We start from the raw sequence: 16456 nt of genomic DNA, 5'->3' as shown, positions 1-16456 counted from the left end.
TAGGCCAATGGAGTTCGCAACTCTCGGAGTCCTGGCCGACGCAGCTCCCCTCATACCGGAGGCCCCTGAGGCCTTTGTGCAGGTGGCGGCCAATCTCGGATGGGGGGCCTCGATCATCGGGGTGGTCATCTTGTTGGGGGCGGGCCTGCGAGCCGCCATTGCGAAGAAATCAGGCGGGGGCGCCGCCGCCGTCGTTCCACTTGCGGTCGGTGGTGTCATCCTCTCCTCCGTCGGACTCGTTCTGACACTGGTCGGCCCCGGCCCGGATCGGGACAGGCAGCCAACCTCCCCCGACGCGTCCCCCGCGCCACCGCCGCCGGCCCCGGCCGAGCAGACACCGTCTGCCCCCGAGGCGCCCACCGACTACACGACGCTGTGGATCATCTGCGGAGCCGCCGCGGCCAGCCTCATCGTCATCGCTGTCGCGGTTCTCGCCTGCCACAAAGTGAGCCAAGCACGTTCTCGCCGAGCCGTTCTGGTGACGAGTGTGCGTGCTCAGTGGGTCAAGGCGGCCGACGTCCTGGGCTCCATCGACGCCGAGTACGCCGCCTACCACGCCGACCTCGCCGACCGGTTGTTCGCGCGCCCACTCCTCGACGACACCAACGATCCCCGCACCGCGGCGTTCCTCGACGCCTACACCGCGGCCCACGCTGCGGCCTACGACTCCCGGCCCCTGGACAGAGACCTCGCCGACCGTGCCGTCGCCACCGCCCTCGCTGCCCGCGACGCACGGGACAGTGCCTCACGCCATGCCCGCGAGACCGGCCTGAACATCCAGCCCGCCAAGCGTGGAAAGCTCACCCGAGCACGCAAAATGCTCGACCAGGCACTGGACCCGACCATCACCGACGCCTACCGCGACAACCTGCTCGACCGCATCACCACACTCATCGCCGAGGCCGGCGCACGCCGCATCCCACCGGTCCGGGCGCTGGTCGCAGAAGCTGTTCAGCGGCAACTCAACACGGCAGTCTGTCGGCCGCAGCTGCAACAATGACCCACATTGAACGCCACCGACCTACGAAAGGGGTCAACCGTGTGGTCCTTCCTGTACTTCGCCGTCGCCTTGCAATTGGCCGGAGTCCTCGCCCTGGCTGTCGCCAACTCGGCATACCCACACCGTCGCCGAGGGGTGCGTCTGCTCGCGGCCGCACCCCCGGTGGCCTCGACCGTCACCCTTGTGACCGGCGCAGTCCTCACGATCGCCTCCGGCCAGTACCAGGCCGGCGACGTAACTCTAATCACCCTCATGGCGATCTTCTGCACCGTCGTCAACGTTTTGATCCTCGGACTGTTCGGATTCTGGGCCGAGCTACGCCGCGCGCTGGACAACCGTCGGCGGTCGTCCGGCCCGCCGGACATCGAATCCATTCCCTGACGAAGGGTCCGCATCTAGTGAACGACAGGACGATTCGCGCCGGCACCGACCGCGCCGACTTCGTCGCGCACGTCGCCGAACGCATCCGCACCCATCCCGACCCCCTGCTGAGGGCGCGGGCAGTCCAGATCGTCCTCGCCGCAGACGGCGTGCAGGCGAGCGGCAGCTTGGCAGACCCCAGAGGCGCTGTGATCGCTCACAATGAGCTACGCAGGCGGGTGGACGAGCTGGCCGCGGCCGCGGAGCTGGCCGACCTCAAACAGGACTTCCGCCTCAGCGGACAGCACCCGGCTCGACATGGCGGCGACATCGCCTTCTATGGCTTCTTCGGACTGACGGGTCCAGCAGCGTACCTCCTCGGCGCCTTCGGCTTCGAGCTGCCGCCGTCCCTGGACGGGTTCAACGTCGTAGCAATGGTCATGGCCGCTCTCACCCCCATCGCCGCCTACTGGTGCTACTACACCCTTCACCACTCCGGCCAGGATGCTCGCGGCTGGCAGGGCATAGTTGAACAGGCCGCCCACGTCGCCTACGCCGGTCGCGACGACGACACTCCCGACCAGCCGTCCGTCGCCGGGGACGACGACCTCGCCCGGCGCCGAGCCGCCGCCGCCCGCTCGCTCGATGACCTGCTCGCCGCCTGGGGGCACTACAAACTCGACACCGAAGCCTGGTACCTCACCAAACCCCTGCTGCACGACACCACCGGCACCGTTGCCACCACGGTCGCCTACACCAGCGCCATGACCGATCTCGCGGCCGCCGTCGACGCCCTAGGCGAACACTCCACCGCCAACGACGTCGACCACACACTGGCCCTCGCCGACCGCGCCTGGGCGGCCTGGCACGACGCGAATGACCACGCCGCCGCCGTCGGGCTCGACGATCGCAGCCCCACCGAACGCGCCGCGCTGCAACGCCTCAACAAACTCGTCACCCGACTCACCCGCAGCAGCGCCGACGATCCCGAACTCGCCGCAGTCAAACGCGACATCACCGCCTGCCTCGACCGCATCCACACCGTCTCGGTGTCCTGGGCCGACATCGCCGCACTGCCCGCCCTCGACCAGCAACTCATCCCGCAGTTGCCCACCGGCGCCGCCTGAGGCCACGTCGCCGAGGCGGCCAGCAGGAAGTGTCTGCGATCACAAACGCCAAGTGCGCGCGCGGCGGTGACTACAGCAAAGAGACGATTTGCTAGTGTGGCGGGACGTTCTTCTGAGTTGCCACACCCAACCGAAGATCGTTCCTCACAGGATAGGAGGGGAGGGCGGCGAACTCCCCCGAATGTGCAGCCCCCTCCCCTCCCTCCTGGCTACGCGCGGCGACGACCAGCCGGTGCGGGTCTTCACTGAGGGTCGTGGAGTGTTAGCGCCCGATCTGCTGAAGTAGTTGCGAAATCGGCACTTTCAGCGCTCCGGCGATGCGCGCCAGGGTGATGACGGTTGCCCGCCGCGATCCGTCTTCCACGCCGCGCAGCATGTTGCGCTCGACGCCGGCCTCGAGACCAAGGGCCCGCTGACTGAGGCCCAGTTCCTCGCGGCGGGTCGTGATCGCTTCTCCGAGAGCGCGTAGCAACGCAGGTTCGTCGATGTCGACGGCCATGACGGCTCCTCCTCCCCTGTCGCCCGCCAGGTCGGCGGGCACACTCGGCATGGCTGAGCCTACCGGCGAGGTCGCCACGGGCGGCAGGACGACGGCGGTGCGCCCGGCCGACGCGGGACAGCTACTCACTGCGCGGGTTTCACGATCGTCACGGTCAGCTGGTCGTCGTCGATGTGCTCGTCGAACTCCTCAATGGCCAGCCAGTGGCCGCAGACGTACTGGTCGCGCTCGGAATCGTCCATCGCTGCCCACTGCTCGGGCAGCGGGCCGACATAGCGCTGCACCCGGCGTACCAGATACGACCGCTCGACAACCTCGGTGCGCGCCAGCTCCGGCATCGCTTGCTCGACCAGCCCGACCAGGGCGGCGGCCGCGTCATGTTCAGCGTCGACACCTCCTGCGAGGTCGCAGGCTTGGCGCCACTGCTCGATGCCTGCGGCGATCGCTCGCGCATGACCACTCATCGGTGTTGCCGCGCAGTTGTTTTCGGTGGTCGTTGCCATGTGCTGCTCCTTCTTGCTCCGTGCCTTGATGGTTGCCTATAGGCTACCGTCAATGGTAGTCTATAGGCAACCACCGAGGATGGAATGAGCGAGGAAGCGACGATCATGGGGCACATCATCTCGAAGACAGCGGAACATCGACCGGCGCTGCGCCGTAGACGATTCCGTCACGACAACCCGACCGCGCTGGACTTGTTCTCGGGATTCGGCGGATTCACCCAGGGCATCGAGGCCGCCGGATTCGACACTATCGTCGGGGCCAACCACAACCGCTACAAGGTCGAGGTGCACGAGGCCAACCACCCGCATGTCGAGCACTGGATCGCCGATCTGATCAACACCGACTCCGACACCTACCACTCGGTGCGCGAACTCCCGGCGGCCGATCTGCTGGTCGCCGGGGTGACCTGCACCAACCATTCCCAGGCCAACACCCAGCGCGCCTACGCACAGGGTCTGACGTTGTTCGACCTCGACGACCCCGAGTTCGAGGAACGCGCCACCCGATCCGAGCGGGACCGCGCAACGGCCAACTGTGTGCTGCACTACGCCGACCAGCACCACCCCCTGCTGATCCTGGTCGAATGCACCACCGAGTTGCAGTCCTGGGGTCCAGCGGTCCCCGGCCGACGCAAGGTCGGCGACGGGTCGACGTATCGGTGGTGGCTGCGCGAGATCACCAAGCTCGGCTACGAGCACAAGGTGCTCTACCTCAACTCGATGTTCTTCGGCGTCCCACAGAGCCGGGACCGGCTCTACATCGTGTTCTGGGACCGCACACTGCCCGCCCCCGACCTCGACCACCGCCCCCAGGCGTGGTGCGGCCCCTGCGACGAGGCCGTCGAGGCGATGTGGGCGTGGAAGACCGGCGTGCCCGCGAGCGGATCGGTGCGCTACGGCAAGCAGTACAACTACCGCTGCCCGCGTTGCTTCGGTGAGGTCTCCCCCACCGCCACACCGTCGCTGACCGCCTTGGACCTCACCCACCTGGGAACCCGGATCGGCGAGCGGGCCAAGCCGCTGGCCCCGGCGACCATGGCCCGCGCGGAGCGGTGCCGTCAGAAGTTCGCCGAGTTCCCCGCCGTGCTGATGCCGGCCAAGGCCCAACGCGGCGTGGAACGCCACCCGCTGCAACCGATGTCGACGCAAACCTCGCAGCAAGAGACCGCGCTGCTCAGTACCGGCGCGATCATGGTCGCCGCCGGAAACACCTTCGAGCGCCCCGGATCGCAGTGCCGGACCCGAACCCTGGGGCAGCCGCTGTGGACCCAGACCGCCACCAACGCCACCGGCCTGCTCACTCCCCCGGTCGCGATGGCCATCAACAACTTCCAGGGCGCACCACGCGGCCTCGATGAGGCGCTGCCCACCCAGGGCGGTTCGGAAACCCTGAGCATCGTGTCCTCCGGTGTGGTGCCCTTCCGCAAACACACCACCCCGACCAGCCACGCCCAGGCCATGCCGACGGTCACCGCCGAACAGACCCCCGGCCTGCTCACCGCGACCGGCGACCCCGCGCTGCTCGCGGGCTGGTTCAAGCAGAACGGCAGCACCGGCACCGAGACCGCCGCGCACCCGCTCACCGATCCGCTGGGCACCCTGACCAGCCGCGACACCACCGCCCTGCTGGCCACTCACTGGCGCGACGCCCTCGCCGACATCCCGCTCGATGAGTGCTTCTTCCGCATGATGACCCCGCACGAGGTCGGCCGCGGCTGCGGATTCGACCCCGACTTCGGCGACCACAAGGGCACCTTCACCGTCTGGGGCAAAGGCCGCGACCAGATCGACGGCTACGGCAACGCCGTCACCCCACCCGTCCCGCTGTGGATCGGCACCCGCCTACGCGAAGTCCTGCACCCCACCAGCGGATGATGACGTCGACCGCCCCGGCACACCGTGACCACTGTGCCGGGGCATCCGGCCCAGTCCACACGGACGGGCCGCGCTCGGACAGCTCGGAAAGCCTCACCGATCACGCCCGTTGCTATTATTGCTGCATGATTGACGCTGGCCGGTGGGGTGCGATCCGCGACCTGGCTGATCGCCAGTTCGGGCTGTTCACCACCGCCCAGGCCCGCAACCTCGGCGTCGCGCCGTATGTCCTGGCTCGCCTCGCTTCCCGTGAGGCCATCGTCCGGGTACACCACGGTGTCTACGAGGTCCCCGAGTCCTCGGCCTGGACCACGCTCGGTGACTGGGCGGCACAGTGGTTGGCGCTGCACCCCGCCGCTGACATCGAGGACCGCCGCACCCACCCTGACAGCGTGGTGAGCCACGCCGCCGCCGCCCAGGTCCTTCGGCTGGGCACGATCACCGCATCCGGGCTCGAGCTGAGCAGCCCGCATCGCATCAACGTCCGCGACCCGTCGGTGCGCACCTGGCGCCGGCCGATCGGTGACCGCGGCCGCGACTGGGACCTCGTCGACGGACTGCCGGTGACCACACCCGCGCGCACCGTGGTCGACCTGCTGCTCACCCACGGCGACGGCGGGCACATCGGGACCGCGCTGCACACCTGCCTGACCGAATCGCTGGTCGACGCCGACGAGCTGATCGCGGCATGTGATCGGGCCGCGCCGCGCTGGAAGTACGCCTCGGGTGCTGAGCTGTTCGCCTCGTTGCTCGATCAGGCCCAGATGCCGGCCGAACCGGTGCTGGTCGGCTGATGGCGTATGCGTCCGAAGAGGCCTTCCGTGCCGGGCTGAAAGCCCGCCTGTCCGCCGAGGCTCGGACGAGCAGATTCAGCCGTGACGAGCTCGCTCAGACCGTGACCCTCCAGTTGTTCCTGGCCCGGCTGTTCCGTTCCCCCGACGCCGACCAGTGGATCCTCACCGGCGGCACCGCCCTGCAATTCCGGGCGCCGACCCAGGCGCGGCCGACTGCCGACGCCGACCTGGCGACCCGCCTCGACGCCGAACACATGCAGCACTCGCTGCGCCAGGCCGCCCACCCCGGACCCGGCGACTTCGGCGAGTTCGACATCACGATCACCGCGACTCGTAGCCCGGGCTTGTTCGCCGGGCGTATCCGTTACAACCTTGCCGGACAACGGTTCTCCGACGCCACGCTCGACCTCGCGACCCACCGGGAGATGCTGCTACCGCCCGAGACGATCAGCCCGCGCCCGGTGCTCGCGCTCGACGAACTCGACCCCATGCCCGTGATCCGGATGCAGGCCGCCGCCGAGGCAGTCGCCGACAAAGTCGCTGCCCTCTACGAGCTGCACGGCCCCCACGGCGACAGCCCCTCGACCCGCGCCCACGATCTGGTCGACCTCGTCATCCTCGCCCGCACCCAGTCGTTCGACGCCGAGCAGCTGCATGCTGCGATCTGCCACCAAGAACAGCGCCGCGACCTGACGATCCCTGCGCCGTTGGTGCTGCCCAACCCGACCTGGGAGCGCGACTACCCAGAGCGCGCCGCGCACAGCGGCTTGCCGGCGCACCTGCACCAGGCCGACGCCGCGCTCACGGCCGCCAACAGCCTCATCGAACCGATCCTGACGGGCGCGACAGAGAACGGCCAGTGGAACCCCGACGACGGTGTCTGGACTTCGGACAGGCCACGTTCGATTGGAGAACTGCTCGCCGACACCCGTGCTGCACAGGCGGCACCGCGCACACCGGCACCGGGGACCTCCCCGCGGCCATCGTCGCGTAGCACAGAACGCTCCCGCGACCACGGACCCGAGCTTTAGATTTGACCAGCGGCCCCGCCGCAAAGCGGGAATGGCGCAGCGAAGGCAGGAGGACGCGATGCGTGATGTGTTCGGTGAGTGGTACTCCGATGGCGACGATGAGCGCCGCGATTTCGTCACTAAGGCCAGAATCGCGTTGGATGCCAACGTCCTGCTGGGCCTGTACCGGATATCGAAGGAGTCCCGCGAGAAGATCCTCGTCCAGCTCGAACGGGACGATATCCGTCCGCGCCTCTTCCTTCCCTACCGCGCCGGCTTCGAATACCACCGTCAACGACTGTCCGTCGCAGCCGATCACGCCAAGCAATACACCAGAGCGACGAACATCATCTCGGGAGTCAAGGGCAAAGGCGTCAATAGTCAGCTCCTGCAGGAACTTCGCGCGGCTATCAGGGAAGTCAAGGACACCGGAGTACAGAAACGACTACTCGACGCGGCGGACACGGCATTCAAGGAAGCCGCGACTACCATCGACGGAGCGATACGGGCAGAGCGTGAGTCGAATATCCTCCACCCCAAACAAATTCAGACAGATGACCCAATCCGGGATCGTATCGAGAAGCTGTTCACCGATGCCGGTCAGATCGGTCGTCGGCGGACATCGACCGACCTCCGGGCATGGGAGGACCAGGCACGTGCTCGGCTCGCCGCTGCCATGCCCCCCGGGACCGGAGTCGATGAGTCCAAGCGGGACGGCGGGATCGGTGACCCACTCATCTGGATGGAGATGATGGACCTGGCCCGAGCTGTCGAGCAGGACGTGCTGTTTGTGAGCGACGACATGAAGGCAGACTGGCGTCAGATCGTTGACGACAAGGACTTCGGGCCTCTACCTGACCTTCTGCGTGAGTTCGCTGACGAAACCGGCCAGCGATACCACCACGTGAACTCGGACACCTTCCTCGAAGACCTCAACACCTATCTCGACGCCGATGTGGACAACGATGTGATCGACGAGGTCAAGAATGCACGCATTTCTGTCTCCGATTCTGGTTCGAGGATCGTTCTGCCCGAAGAGACTATGGAGCGCCTGAGGGAATGGGTTCGCACCAACGAGGCGTTTGACACGACGCTGCGCTCCGAGGCGTTCCGGAACTTCATGTACGGGGAAGACAATCCCGCATCTAAGTCGTTCCAGAAGTTTATGTACGGGCCAGGCAATCCGGCATCTAACCTCGATGTTTCGTGAGGTGGCGGTCCCTTGTTGAGTGGCCCGGTTGGGTGGTCTGAGGACCGGATTTCGGGCGTGGGCCGTGTGGTGTTGTCCGAGGCGTCGGTGGGCGTCGGGTTTCACGGCCCCGAGGTGTGAATGTCCTTTCTGGATCGAAGGTTGGTCGGCCTGGTGGTCAGGCCGGCGCTGGAAGTGCTGCAAGCCTTGCTAGCCCGTCGAGTAGCAGATCGACGTGCGGAGCGTGGGTGGCCAGCTTCATGCGGGTTCGCCGGGCGTGGCGGCTGATCTTGGCCGCGATCGAGAACACGCGGTGGCGCAGTCGCTTGGGTTCCCACCGGCGAGCAGGGTGATCGGTGAACGCGAGCATCTGCGTCCAGGCGATCAACTCGCAGGCGAGCATCACGATCGCGCACCAGATCCGGTTCTGATCGAAGCCGTGCAGCGGGAGATTCGTCAGGCCACAGTCTTTGGCGGTACGGACCCGGTCCTCACATCGAGCCCGCCGCCGGTGACACAGCTCCAGATCAGCGAGTTGGCCACGGACGGTGTTGGTGGCGAACGCGGTCAGCCGCAACCCATCACGGTCGGTGAACCGCAATTGTGCACCCGGGTGCGGCCTCTCCTTCCGGACGATCACACGCATCCCCTGCGGCCAGCCCGATAGGTCGATCAACCCGGTCAACTCGGCCACCCACGCCCCGTCGCGTTGCACGCCGTCGGCATCGTAGGCCGGGGTCCACGCCTCGGGACTGATCCGGTCGGTTGCGGCCGCGATGGTCTCGGTCAGCCCGAATCCCACTGAATAGGCCAGGCGCCGGCGGGTGAGATAGCCGAGGAACTCGTGGGTGCCGCCGGCCGAGTCGGTGCGTACCAGCACCGACTTGCCGACCCGATACCCCTGCACCGTCGGTAGCTGCTCGAGTGCGGCGGCGGTGACCGTGATGTGGTCGGCGGCGGTGTTGGCGCCGGCGTTGCCGGGCCGCAATTGGATGGCCAGGGGTTCGCCAGTGCCCTGGCTACCGTGATCGACAAACGCACACAGCGGGTGGAAACCGAACCCGCGCTTGTAGGTTGGTGCCGCATCCTGTTTCTCCGAGTGCGCGGTCACCAAGGTTGCGTCGAGATCGACGATCAGGGGATCGCCAGTATCGGCGTCGTGATCGGGGGCGGACGTGGCGGCTGCTGACCAGCACTCTGCCCGGGCAGCAGCGCGGGCGGAGTTGATGGCCGTCAATGCCGCTGGGGCGTCGGCGGCCAACGCCGAGATCAGTCGTGACACCGTGGGGTCAGAGGCGACCTGACCGAATACGGCGGGGTCGGCGCGCAGTTGGTTGATGTCGGCCAGACAATCACCGCCGATCGCGACTGCCACGGCCAGATCCGTGATGATCTTGCCTGGATCGTGGGTCGCCAGGGGTTTACGCCACGGTGTCAACGCGTCCGATAAATCGGTGGTCAGGCCCGTTTTCTCGGCTGTCCGCAGCAACACCGTGGCGCCGGCTTGCGACACTACCCCGGTTCCGGTGCCATCTGCAGACAGCACGGGATAGGGCGACGTAGACTTACTCACCTGAATGGTGCTCCTCGATCTGGTCCGATTGATGACTTCGCAATCTCAATCATCCCAGGTCAGGGCACCATTCTTCATTCACGACACGGAATCAGCGTGAAAGCACGAGGCTAGCTCCCGCACGGCCGCGGACAGCTCATCGCGTGACGATGCCCTTGCCAGAGTGGTGCCTTGTTCTTCGTCCACCGATCCGGGGGCTACAGGTCGTGGCGCTGCTGCGGATCGGTCGTCGGCGGACACGCCAGCCATGAGCGCTGGGGTGTTCGTTGGATTGTGACGATCGGCGAGCGCGGTGGCCGCGGCCCCGCCGGCTACACAGAGAACCACCGCGGCCACGAGCGATCCACTCAGCCCGGCAACGGCCGTCGACCTGGCTGATGCGCCCGAGACCTTCTCGTCGTCGAGCACGTCGAGAAAAGCAGATCGAACTTGCTGACTGCCTTGGCAATCGAGACCGGACGCCCGCTCCCATGGAGCAGTAGGCGCTGCGGCCCTGGGTTCCTGCCGAGATCGACCGTGCGCGGTGTGCGCGGTGGCCCGAAACCCCTATGATCGAACCGGGCTGCGCGCGGCCATACATCATGCGAGCGAGACGTGTATGGACGGCCATCGCGAGGTAGATATGAAGATGAAGACGTCCCGGGCGCACCCCCCGACCGAGCGTGCGACGCGCGCGGGGGAACAGAGGTAGCGGGCCGGATGGACCTGACCACAGCTTCGGGGGAGGGAGGCATCCGATGTCGCCCCGCCGCACGCGCGACACCCGAAGGCTGCGGCCCCGTGGCTCCGAGGGTGAAGGCCGCCGAGGCACCGCGAGGGGACGTGTGCATACCAATGGGGAGCGGGCTGGGGTCAGCTTTGCGATGCCGTGCCAAGGAAGGTCCTTCAGTCCAAGAGTCGTCCCGGATGGAACAGATCGATATCAAACGAGCCACGAACAGGTTACTACTACGTGGGTTAGTTTCTCTCCGCGCGGGCGCGCCGAACCGGCGCCCCTCACGGTTCCATCAGCGTTTTAAGTTGACCAGTGGGTCAGGGCTATGCGCTGGGGCGGAAACAGTTCGCAACGATGACAGCGCCCGACTAAAGCGTTTGCACGAGCGACCCCGCTAGGCGCGGTAGAAGCCCCACGTTGCCGGAGGCCTTGAACTACGTCGATGGTAGTAGTGCCACAGTGGTAGTAGTGCCACAACGGTGCAGCGCCCCTGAGCACAACCATGGACCAACCGAAGGACGGCTGTCTACCGGTTACGGCCTCGAATAGCACTTCATTCTTTGGAGCCGATCGCCGCTGTCCTCCGTGATCTGGGCCGTGCAGACCGGGACGACGGTCAGAGGCCGAATGCGCCGCCGCTGACGAGGATGACGATTCCGAGAACGATCAGCACGAGCGGGAACAGGATGTGTTCCCACCGTTCCAAGATCTCGGCGATGGCCTTGCGGGTGGTGAGGAACTTCGCGGTGAACACCAGCACGGCGACCAAGAGCAGGAACACGACCGAGTAGGCGACGATCGCCGCTGTACCCACGGTCGCGAAGACCGGGACGTAGACGCCGATGTTGTCGCCGCCGTTGGCGAAGGTCACCGCCGCCACCGTCCAGACCGCGACCTTCTTGCCCTCGAACCGTTCATCGTCGTCGCCGTTGTTGCGCCATGCTCTCCAGGCGGCGAGCAGACCGAGCAGCAGAGGAATGAGCCCGAAGTAGGCGATGGCTTCTTCGGGCAGCAGCGCCGTGACTCCCAGCGCTACGAGGACCGACGCGGCGAGGATCGCTCCGAAACCGAGATATTGTCCGGTCGCGATGGCGGCCGTTGTTCCGCGGGTTCCCGCGCCGCGGGCGAAGAACAGCGAAAGCACGATGATGTCGTCGATGTTGGTCACCAGGAAGAGTCCGATGGCCTGCAGGATCGAGGTAACCATTCCGGCGGATGCCCTTTCTCTGGGAGTGCACTGCTGCTCGGCTGACACGCAGTTGTGTCGCGTGCCGTAGCCGCTGTCATGGGAGTGGCTATTTCAGTTTCGATCACGCGCCGGTGATGTCGGCGCGGGCGCAGGAGTGTGGTTGGGGAGTTTGGCGGCGATGGCCGCGGCCAGTAGTGCGCTGATGGCGGCGCTGGCAAGGAACACTGCGGACATGGCGTGGCTGTAGGCGTGGGCGCTGGACGCGGCCAGATCGGCGCCCGCTGGGCCGGGAATCTGGGTCGCGGCAAGTTGCGCTCCGGCGATGTTGTCACGCGCCGCGCTGACCACTGGTTCGGGCAGGCCGCTCAGGTGGGGGTCGAGGTCGCGGGTGTAAACGACGGTGAGCAGGGTGCCCAGGATCGCGACGCTGAACGCGGCACCGACCTGTCGAATGGCCATCAGCAACCCAGCTCCTGCGGCGCTGCGATGCTCGGGCAGGCTCGCCATGACCGCGTCGACAGCCGGCGCCAACGCCAGCCCGGCTCCCAGGCCCACGGTCGCCAGGCACACCGCGACGAAGCCGTAGCCGGAGTCGACGGTGATGCGGGATGCGAGCACGAATCCGGCCGCGGCGATCACCATGCCGGTGGCGATCGGGATTTTGGCGCCGAGTCGGGTCACGATCTTGTCCACAGCGGCTGCGGCGACGATGATCGCCAGCACCAGAGGCACCAAGCGCAGGCCGGTGCCGAAGGCGTCGTGGTAGCGCAGTATCTGCAGGTATTGCGGCAGCACGAACAGCACGCCGACCAGGGTGAAGGTGCCCGCGGTTGCGGCCAGGGTGGGCCAGGTGAAGGCCGGATTGGTGAACAGTGCCAGATCGACCAATGGGTCGCGGGCACGGCTTTCCCACACCAGAAATCCCGCGATCAGCCACACACCGGCCGCCAGAGCCGCGAGCACGACGGGATCGGTCCACCCGTACGCGGGAGCCTGGATGATGCCGAATACCAGCGCCGCCGTACCGGGCACGGCGGTGAGGATCCCGAGCCAGTCCAACGCCGGTGCATGCGGGTCGACCGATTCGGGCAACAGCACCACACAGGCAACCAGGGCGGCGACACCGACCGGGACGTTGATCAGAAACACCGAGCCCCACCAGAAATGCTGCAGCAGCCAGCCACCGACGATCGGCCCCAGCGGCAACCCGACACCCAGTGCACCGACCCACACCGCGATCGCGCGGCGACGCTGGTCGGGGCCGAACAGGGTCGGCAGGATCCCCAGCGACAGCGGCACGATGATCGCGGCCCCGATGCCCATGACCGCGCGGGCGGCGATCAGCGAGCCGGTGGACCCGCTGAAAGCGGCCCAGGCCGAGGCGGCGACGAAGGCGACCAAACCTATCAGCAGCAGCCGTTTGCGACCGTAGCGGTCACCGAAGCCGCCGGCGGGCAGCATGAGCGCGGCGAAGACCAGGGTGTAGGCGTTGACGATCCACTGCAACTGGGTGGTGCTCGCGCCGAGGTCTTGGGCCAGGGTGGGCAGGGCGACGTTGAGAACCATCAGGTCCAGCCCGACGGTGAGCAGGGCGACGACCAGCGCCGCCAGCCCTGCCCACCGACGTGACGGGCCCGGCTCAGTCCCGGTCGTCGGCGTGGTGTTCGGGTGAGAGTGGTTCTCGCTCATCGGAGTTTCCGATCAGAGTGGCGATGATGAGGGCGGTCGCGCCGAGCACGATGAAGGTGTCGGCGAGGTTGAAGGTGGGCCACCAGCCGGTGTGCAGGTAGTCGGTGACCACACCGTCGGGGGCCCGGTCGATGACGTTGGCGGCGGCACCGCCCAGGATCGCGGCGAGCGCGACGCGGGTGAGCAGGTTCGCGCGCGGCGCGACCACCCATCCGCCGACCGCGACCGCGGTGGTGATCACCGTGGTGAGCGTGAGCATCACCCAGCTCGGTGCGTCGGCGGCGATCGAGAACGCCGCTCCCGGGTTGAACGCCAACTTAAGGTCCACCGGACCCGCCTCGATCGGGGCCCCGGCCAGCGTGGTCTGCGCCCACGCTTTGAGCGTGAGGTCGATACCGGCCAGCGCGGCCGCGGCAGCGACCCACCGCAGTCGCCGCCCCCACCGCGACACGGTGGGAGCAGACGACGCGGTGGCGGTCACGCGGGCGCTCCGGCCAGTACCGGTGCGGGCTTTGCCGCCGAATCGGTCAGCGAGGCCAGGGGTTTGGTGCGTCCGGCGCGGACACCGTTGGCGATGACGACGATCTCGGCGAGTTCGTGCACCAGCACCACCGCCGCCAACCCGAGAATCCCGAACAGCGCGAGCGGGATCAAGATCGTGATCAACCCCAACGACAAACCGACGTTTTGCAACATGATCCGGCGAGCCCGACGAGCGTGCTCGAGAGCCCGCGGCAGGTGCCGCAGGTCCTCACCCATCAACGCCACATCCGCGGTTTCGATAGCGACATCGGTGCCCATCGCGCCCATCGCCACACCGAGGTCGGCGGTTGCCAGTGCGGGGGCGTCGTTGACGCCGTCGCCGACCATCGCGGTGAACCGGTCGCTGCGCAGTTCGCCCACGATGTGGGCCTTGTCCTCCGGGCGCAGATCCGCGTGCACGTCCTCGATCCCCGCCTCAGCGGCCAGAGCGGCGGCGGTGCGGGCGTTGTCACCGGTGAGCATCGAGACCCGGATTCCCAGCGCGTGCAATCGGTCGATGACCTCGTGTGCCTCGGGCCGCAGTTCGTCGCGCACAGCGATCGCACCGATCACCTGGCCGTCGAGCTCGATCAGCACCGCGGTCGCCCCCGCGTGCTGCATCCGTTCCACATCGGCGGCCAGAACACCCGGTTCGATCCAGCCCGGACGGCCCAGCCGCGCCCGGCGTCCGTCGACGCGGCCGGTCAACCCGGCACCGGTGACCGCCTCGACGTCGGTGGCGGGAGTGACGGTGTCGACGGCGGCGAGGATGGCGCGGGCGAGGGGATGTTCACTGCGCGATTCCAGCGCGGCCGCGACCGCCAGCACCCGGTCCCTGTGCACACCGCCGGTGGCGGCGATCTCGACGACGGCAGGCTTGTTCGCCGTCAGCGTGCCGGTCTTGTCCAGCGCGACCTCGCGCACCCGGCCCATCGCCTCGAGTGCGGCACCGCCCTTGACCAGCACACCCAGCTTGCTCGCCGCACCGATCGCGGCGACCACGGTCACCGGCACCGAGATCGCCAGCGCGCACGGTGAGGCGGCGACCAGCACCACCAGCGCACGTTCGATCCAGGTGACCGGATCCCCGAAGAGCGCGCCAATCACCGCGATGGCTGTGGCGGCGATCATGATGCCGGGCACCAGCGGTTTGGCGATCTTGTCGGCCAAGCGTTGAGCGTCGCCCTTGCGGGCCTGCTCGGCCTCCACGATCCGCACGATCCGTGCCAGGGAGTTGTCCTCGGCGGTCGTGGTGACCTCGACGGTCAGCACACCGGTGCCGTTGATCGCCCCGGCGAACACCTCCGCGCCCGGCCCGGCTTCTACCGGTACCGATTCGCCGGTGATCGCCGAAACATCCAGCGCGCTACGCCCGTCGACGATCACCCCGTCGGTCGCGACCCGCTCACCGGGGCGCACCAGCATCCGATCCCCGACGCGCAGCTCGGCAGGGGCGATGACGGTTTCGGTGCCGTCGCGTAGCACGGTGGCCCGGTCCGGTACCAGGTTCAACAGGGCGCGCAGCCCGCGGCGGGTGCGCGCGACCGCGTACTCCTCGAGGCCCTCGCTGATGGAGAACAGGAACGCCAGCATGGCGGCTTCGCCGACCTCGCCGAGGATCACCGCGCCGATCGCGGCGATCGTCATCAGCGTGCCGACACCGATCTTGCCCTTGGCCAGCCGTTTGAGCGTGGAGGGGACGAAGGTGTATGCACCGACGAGCAGTGCGGCGATCTCCAACCCCAACTCGACGGCGCGTGGGCCGCCGGTCCAGCCGACGATCAGTGCCGCGACCAGCAGCACTCCGGCGACCGCGGCGGCGCGCAGTTCACTGACTTCCCAGAGCTTTTCGGGTTCGCGTTCCTCGGCCTCGCCGTCACCGGCGGGTTCGTCGTGGCCGCAGCCGCATGCGTCGCTCATGCTCGTACCTCCGCGCTCTCCGTCTCGGTGGTGGAGTCGGTGCCGTAGTTCGGGCACAACGCCACCGCATTGCCTGTCGCCGCGAGCAAGGTCTCTGCCGAGGCGAGTAGGTCCATCAACTCCGGGCGGGCCAGGCTGTAGAACACCTGCCGCCCTTGCGGGCGGCCCACGACCAGCCCGCAGTCGCGCAGGCACGCTACGTGCGCCGATACCGTTGACTGAGCCAGTCCGAGCCCGGCCATCAGGTCCAAGACCCGCGCTTCCCCGCACGCCAGCCGGTGCACGATCGCCAACCGTGTCGCATCGGAGAGGCTGTGGAACAGGGCCACCGCCGGATCCAACCCCTGCGTCTCGACGAGGCAACCCCCGCCATCATTAATCGCCATAAAGCGATGATAGCGGCGAAAGCTATTGATATCGAGTGAGAGTGTGATTAATCTCGTTTCAACGATTACATCGTGATATGGCGATCAATTCGTGGTCGCTACGGA

15 protein-coding genes are annotated in these 16456 nt (G+C 67.3%); 7 read left to right on the top strand and 8 right to left on the bottom strand.

Going from position 1 to position 16456, the window contains the following annotated elements; translation table 11 throughout:
• The first annotated feature begins 7 nt into the window (after positions 1-7).
• The 3 genes from LEL84_RS03940 to LEL84_RS03930 are packed head-to-tail and all read left to right on the top strand — an operon-like array spanning position 8 to position 2487.
• Positions 8-1000: a hypothetical protein gene (locus tag LEL84_RS03940; RefSeq protein WP_055476907.1), complete on the top strand. Its 993-nt coding sequence runs from the start codon at positions 8-10 to the stop codon at positions 998-1000.
• Between the two features lie 39 nt (positions 1001-1039).
• On the top strand, positions 1040-1381 hold the full coding sequence (locus tag LEL84_RS03935; RefSeq protein WP_055476908.1) for a hypothetical protein: 342 nt from the start codon (positions 1040-1042) through the stop codon (positions 1379-1381).
• A 17-nt stretch (positions 1382-1398) separates the two neighbouring features.
• Positions 1399-2487, top strand: coding sequence for a hypothetical protein (locus LEL84_RS03930; protein WP_055476909.1), 1089 nt, complete (start codon positions 1399-1401; stop codon positions 2485-2487).
• A 262-nt stretch (positions 2488-2749) separates the two neighbouring features.
• Here the strand turns inward: LEL84_RS03930 and LEL84_RS03925 are convergent, their stop codons facing one another.
• Positions 2750-2986, bottom strand: a complete 237-nt coding sequence (locus LEL84_RS03925; protein ID WP_055476910.1) for a helix-turn-helix domain-containing protein — start codon at positions 2984-2986, stop codon at positions 2750-2752.
• Positions 2987-3111: 125 nt separating this feature from the next.
• Positions 3112-3489 (bottom strand): hypothetical protein, encoded by a 378-nt coding sequence (locus LEL84_RS03920; RefSeq protein WP_204719020.1) that lies wholly within the window; start codon positions 3487-3489, stop codon positions 3112-3114.
• Positions 3490-3573: 84 nt separating this feature from the next.
• Here LEL84_RS03920 and LEL84_RS03915 point away from each other — a divergent pair, with 84 nt between their 5' ends.
• The 4 genes from LEL84_RS03915 (at position 3574) to LEL84_RS03900 (ending at position 8378) form a co-directional block, all read left to right on the top strand.
• Positions 3574-5364, top strand: a complete 1791-nt coding sequence (locus LEL84_RS03915) for a DNA cytosine methyltransferase (RefSeq protein WP_226513390.1) — start codon at positions 3574-3576, stop codon at positions 5362-5364.
• 125 nt (positions 5365-5489) lie between these two features.
• Complete coding sequence (locus LEL84_RS03910) at positions 5490-6158, top strand: type IV toxin-antitoxin system AbiEi family antitoxin domain-containing protein (protein ID WP_055476912.1); 669 nt, start codon at positions 5490-5492, stop codon at positions 6156-6158.
• Positions 6158-7189 (top strand): nucleotidyl transferase AbiEii/AbiGii toxin family protein, encoded by a 1032-nt coding sequence (locus LEL84_RS03905; protein WP_055476913.1) that lies wholly within the window; start codon positions 6158-6160, stop codon positions 7187-7189. Before LEL84_RS03910 ends, LEL84_RS03905 begins: the two co-directional genes overlap by 1 nt.
• Positions 7190-7247: 58 nt before the next feature.
• Positions 7248-8378 (top strand): PIN-like domain-containing protein, encoded by a 1131-nt coding sequence (locus tag LEL84_RS03900; protein WP_137809386.1) that lies wholly within the window; start codon positions 7248-7250, stop codon positions 8376-8378.
• A gap of 157 nt (positions 8379-8535) precedes the next feature.
• On the opposite strand, the gene LEL84_RS03895 is transcribed toward LEL84_RS03900, so the two are convergent.
• The 6 genes from LEL84_RS03895 to LEL84_RS03870 all read right to left on the bottom strand — a co-directional run bounded on the left by LEL84_RS03895 (position 8536) and on the right by LEL84_RS03870 (position 16351).
• On the bottom strand, positions 8536-9930 hold the full coding sequence (locus LEL84_RS03895) for an IS1380 family transposase (RefSeq protein WP_055476915.1): 1395 nt from the start codon (positions 9928-9930) through the stop codon (positions 8536-8538).
• A gap of 1331 nt (positions 9931-11261) precedes the next feature.
• Positions 11262-11852: a cadmium resistance transporter gene (locus LEL84_RS03890; protein WP_005179560.1), complete on the bottom strand. Its 591-nt coding sequence runs from the start codon at positions 11850-11852 to the stop codon at positions 11262-11264.
• 93 nt (positions 11853-11945) lie between these two features.
• Entirely contained in the window at positions 11946-13523 is a 1578-nt protein-coding gene (locus tag LEL84_RS03885; RefSeq protein ID WP_005179563.1) for a DHA2 family efflux MFS transporter permease subunit, read from the bottom strand.
• Positions 13474-14004, bottom strand: coding sequence for a signal peptidase II (gene lspA / locus LEL84_RS03880; RefSeq protein WP_005179567.1), 531 nt, complete (start codon positions 14002-14004; stop codon positions 13474-13476). Before lspA ends, LEL84_RS03885 begins: the two co-directional genes overlap by 50 nt.
• Entirely contained in the window at positions 14001-15965 is a 1965-nt protein-coding gene (locus LEL84_RS03875) for a heavy metal translocating P-type ATPase (protein ID WP_226513389.1), read from the bottom strand. Before LEL84_RS03875 ends, lspA begins: the two co-directional genes overlap by 4 nt.
• Positions 15962-16351 (bottom strand): ArsR/SmtB family transcription factor, encoded by a 390-nt coding sequence (locus LEL84_RS03870; protein ID WP_005179570.1) that lies wholly within the window; start codon positions 16349-16351, stop codon positions 15962-15964. The genes LEL84_RS03875 and LEL84_RS03870 overlap by 4 nt, the downstream gene beginning before the upstream one ends.
• Positions 16352-16456: the final 105 nt, after the last annotated feature.

The organism is Gordonia sp. WA4-43 (assembly GCF_020520305.1).
GTDB lineage: Bacteria > Actinomycetota > Actinomycetes > Mycobacteriales > Mycobacteriaceae > Gordonia > Gordonia hongkongensis.
Note: the sequence above shows the minus strand (reverse complement) of the source record. Positions and strands in the feature narration are given on the sequence as shown.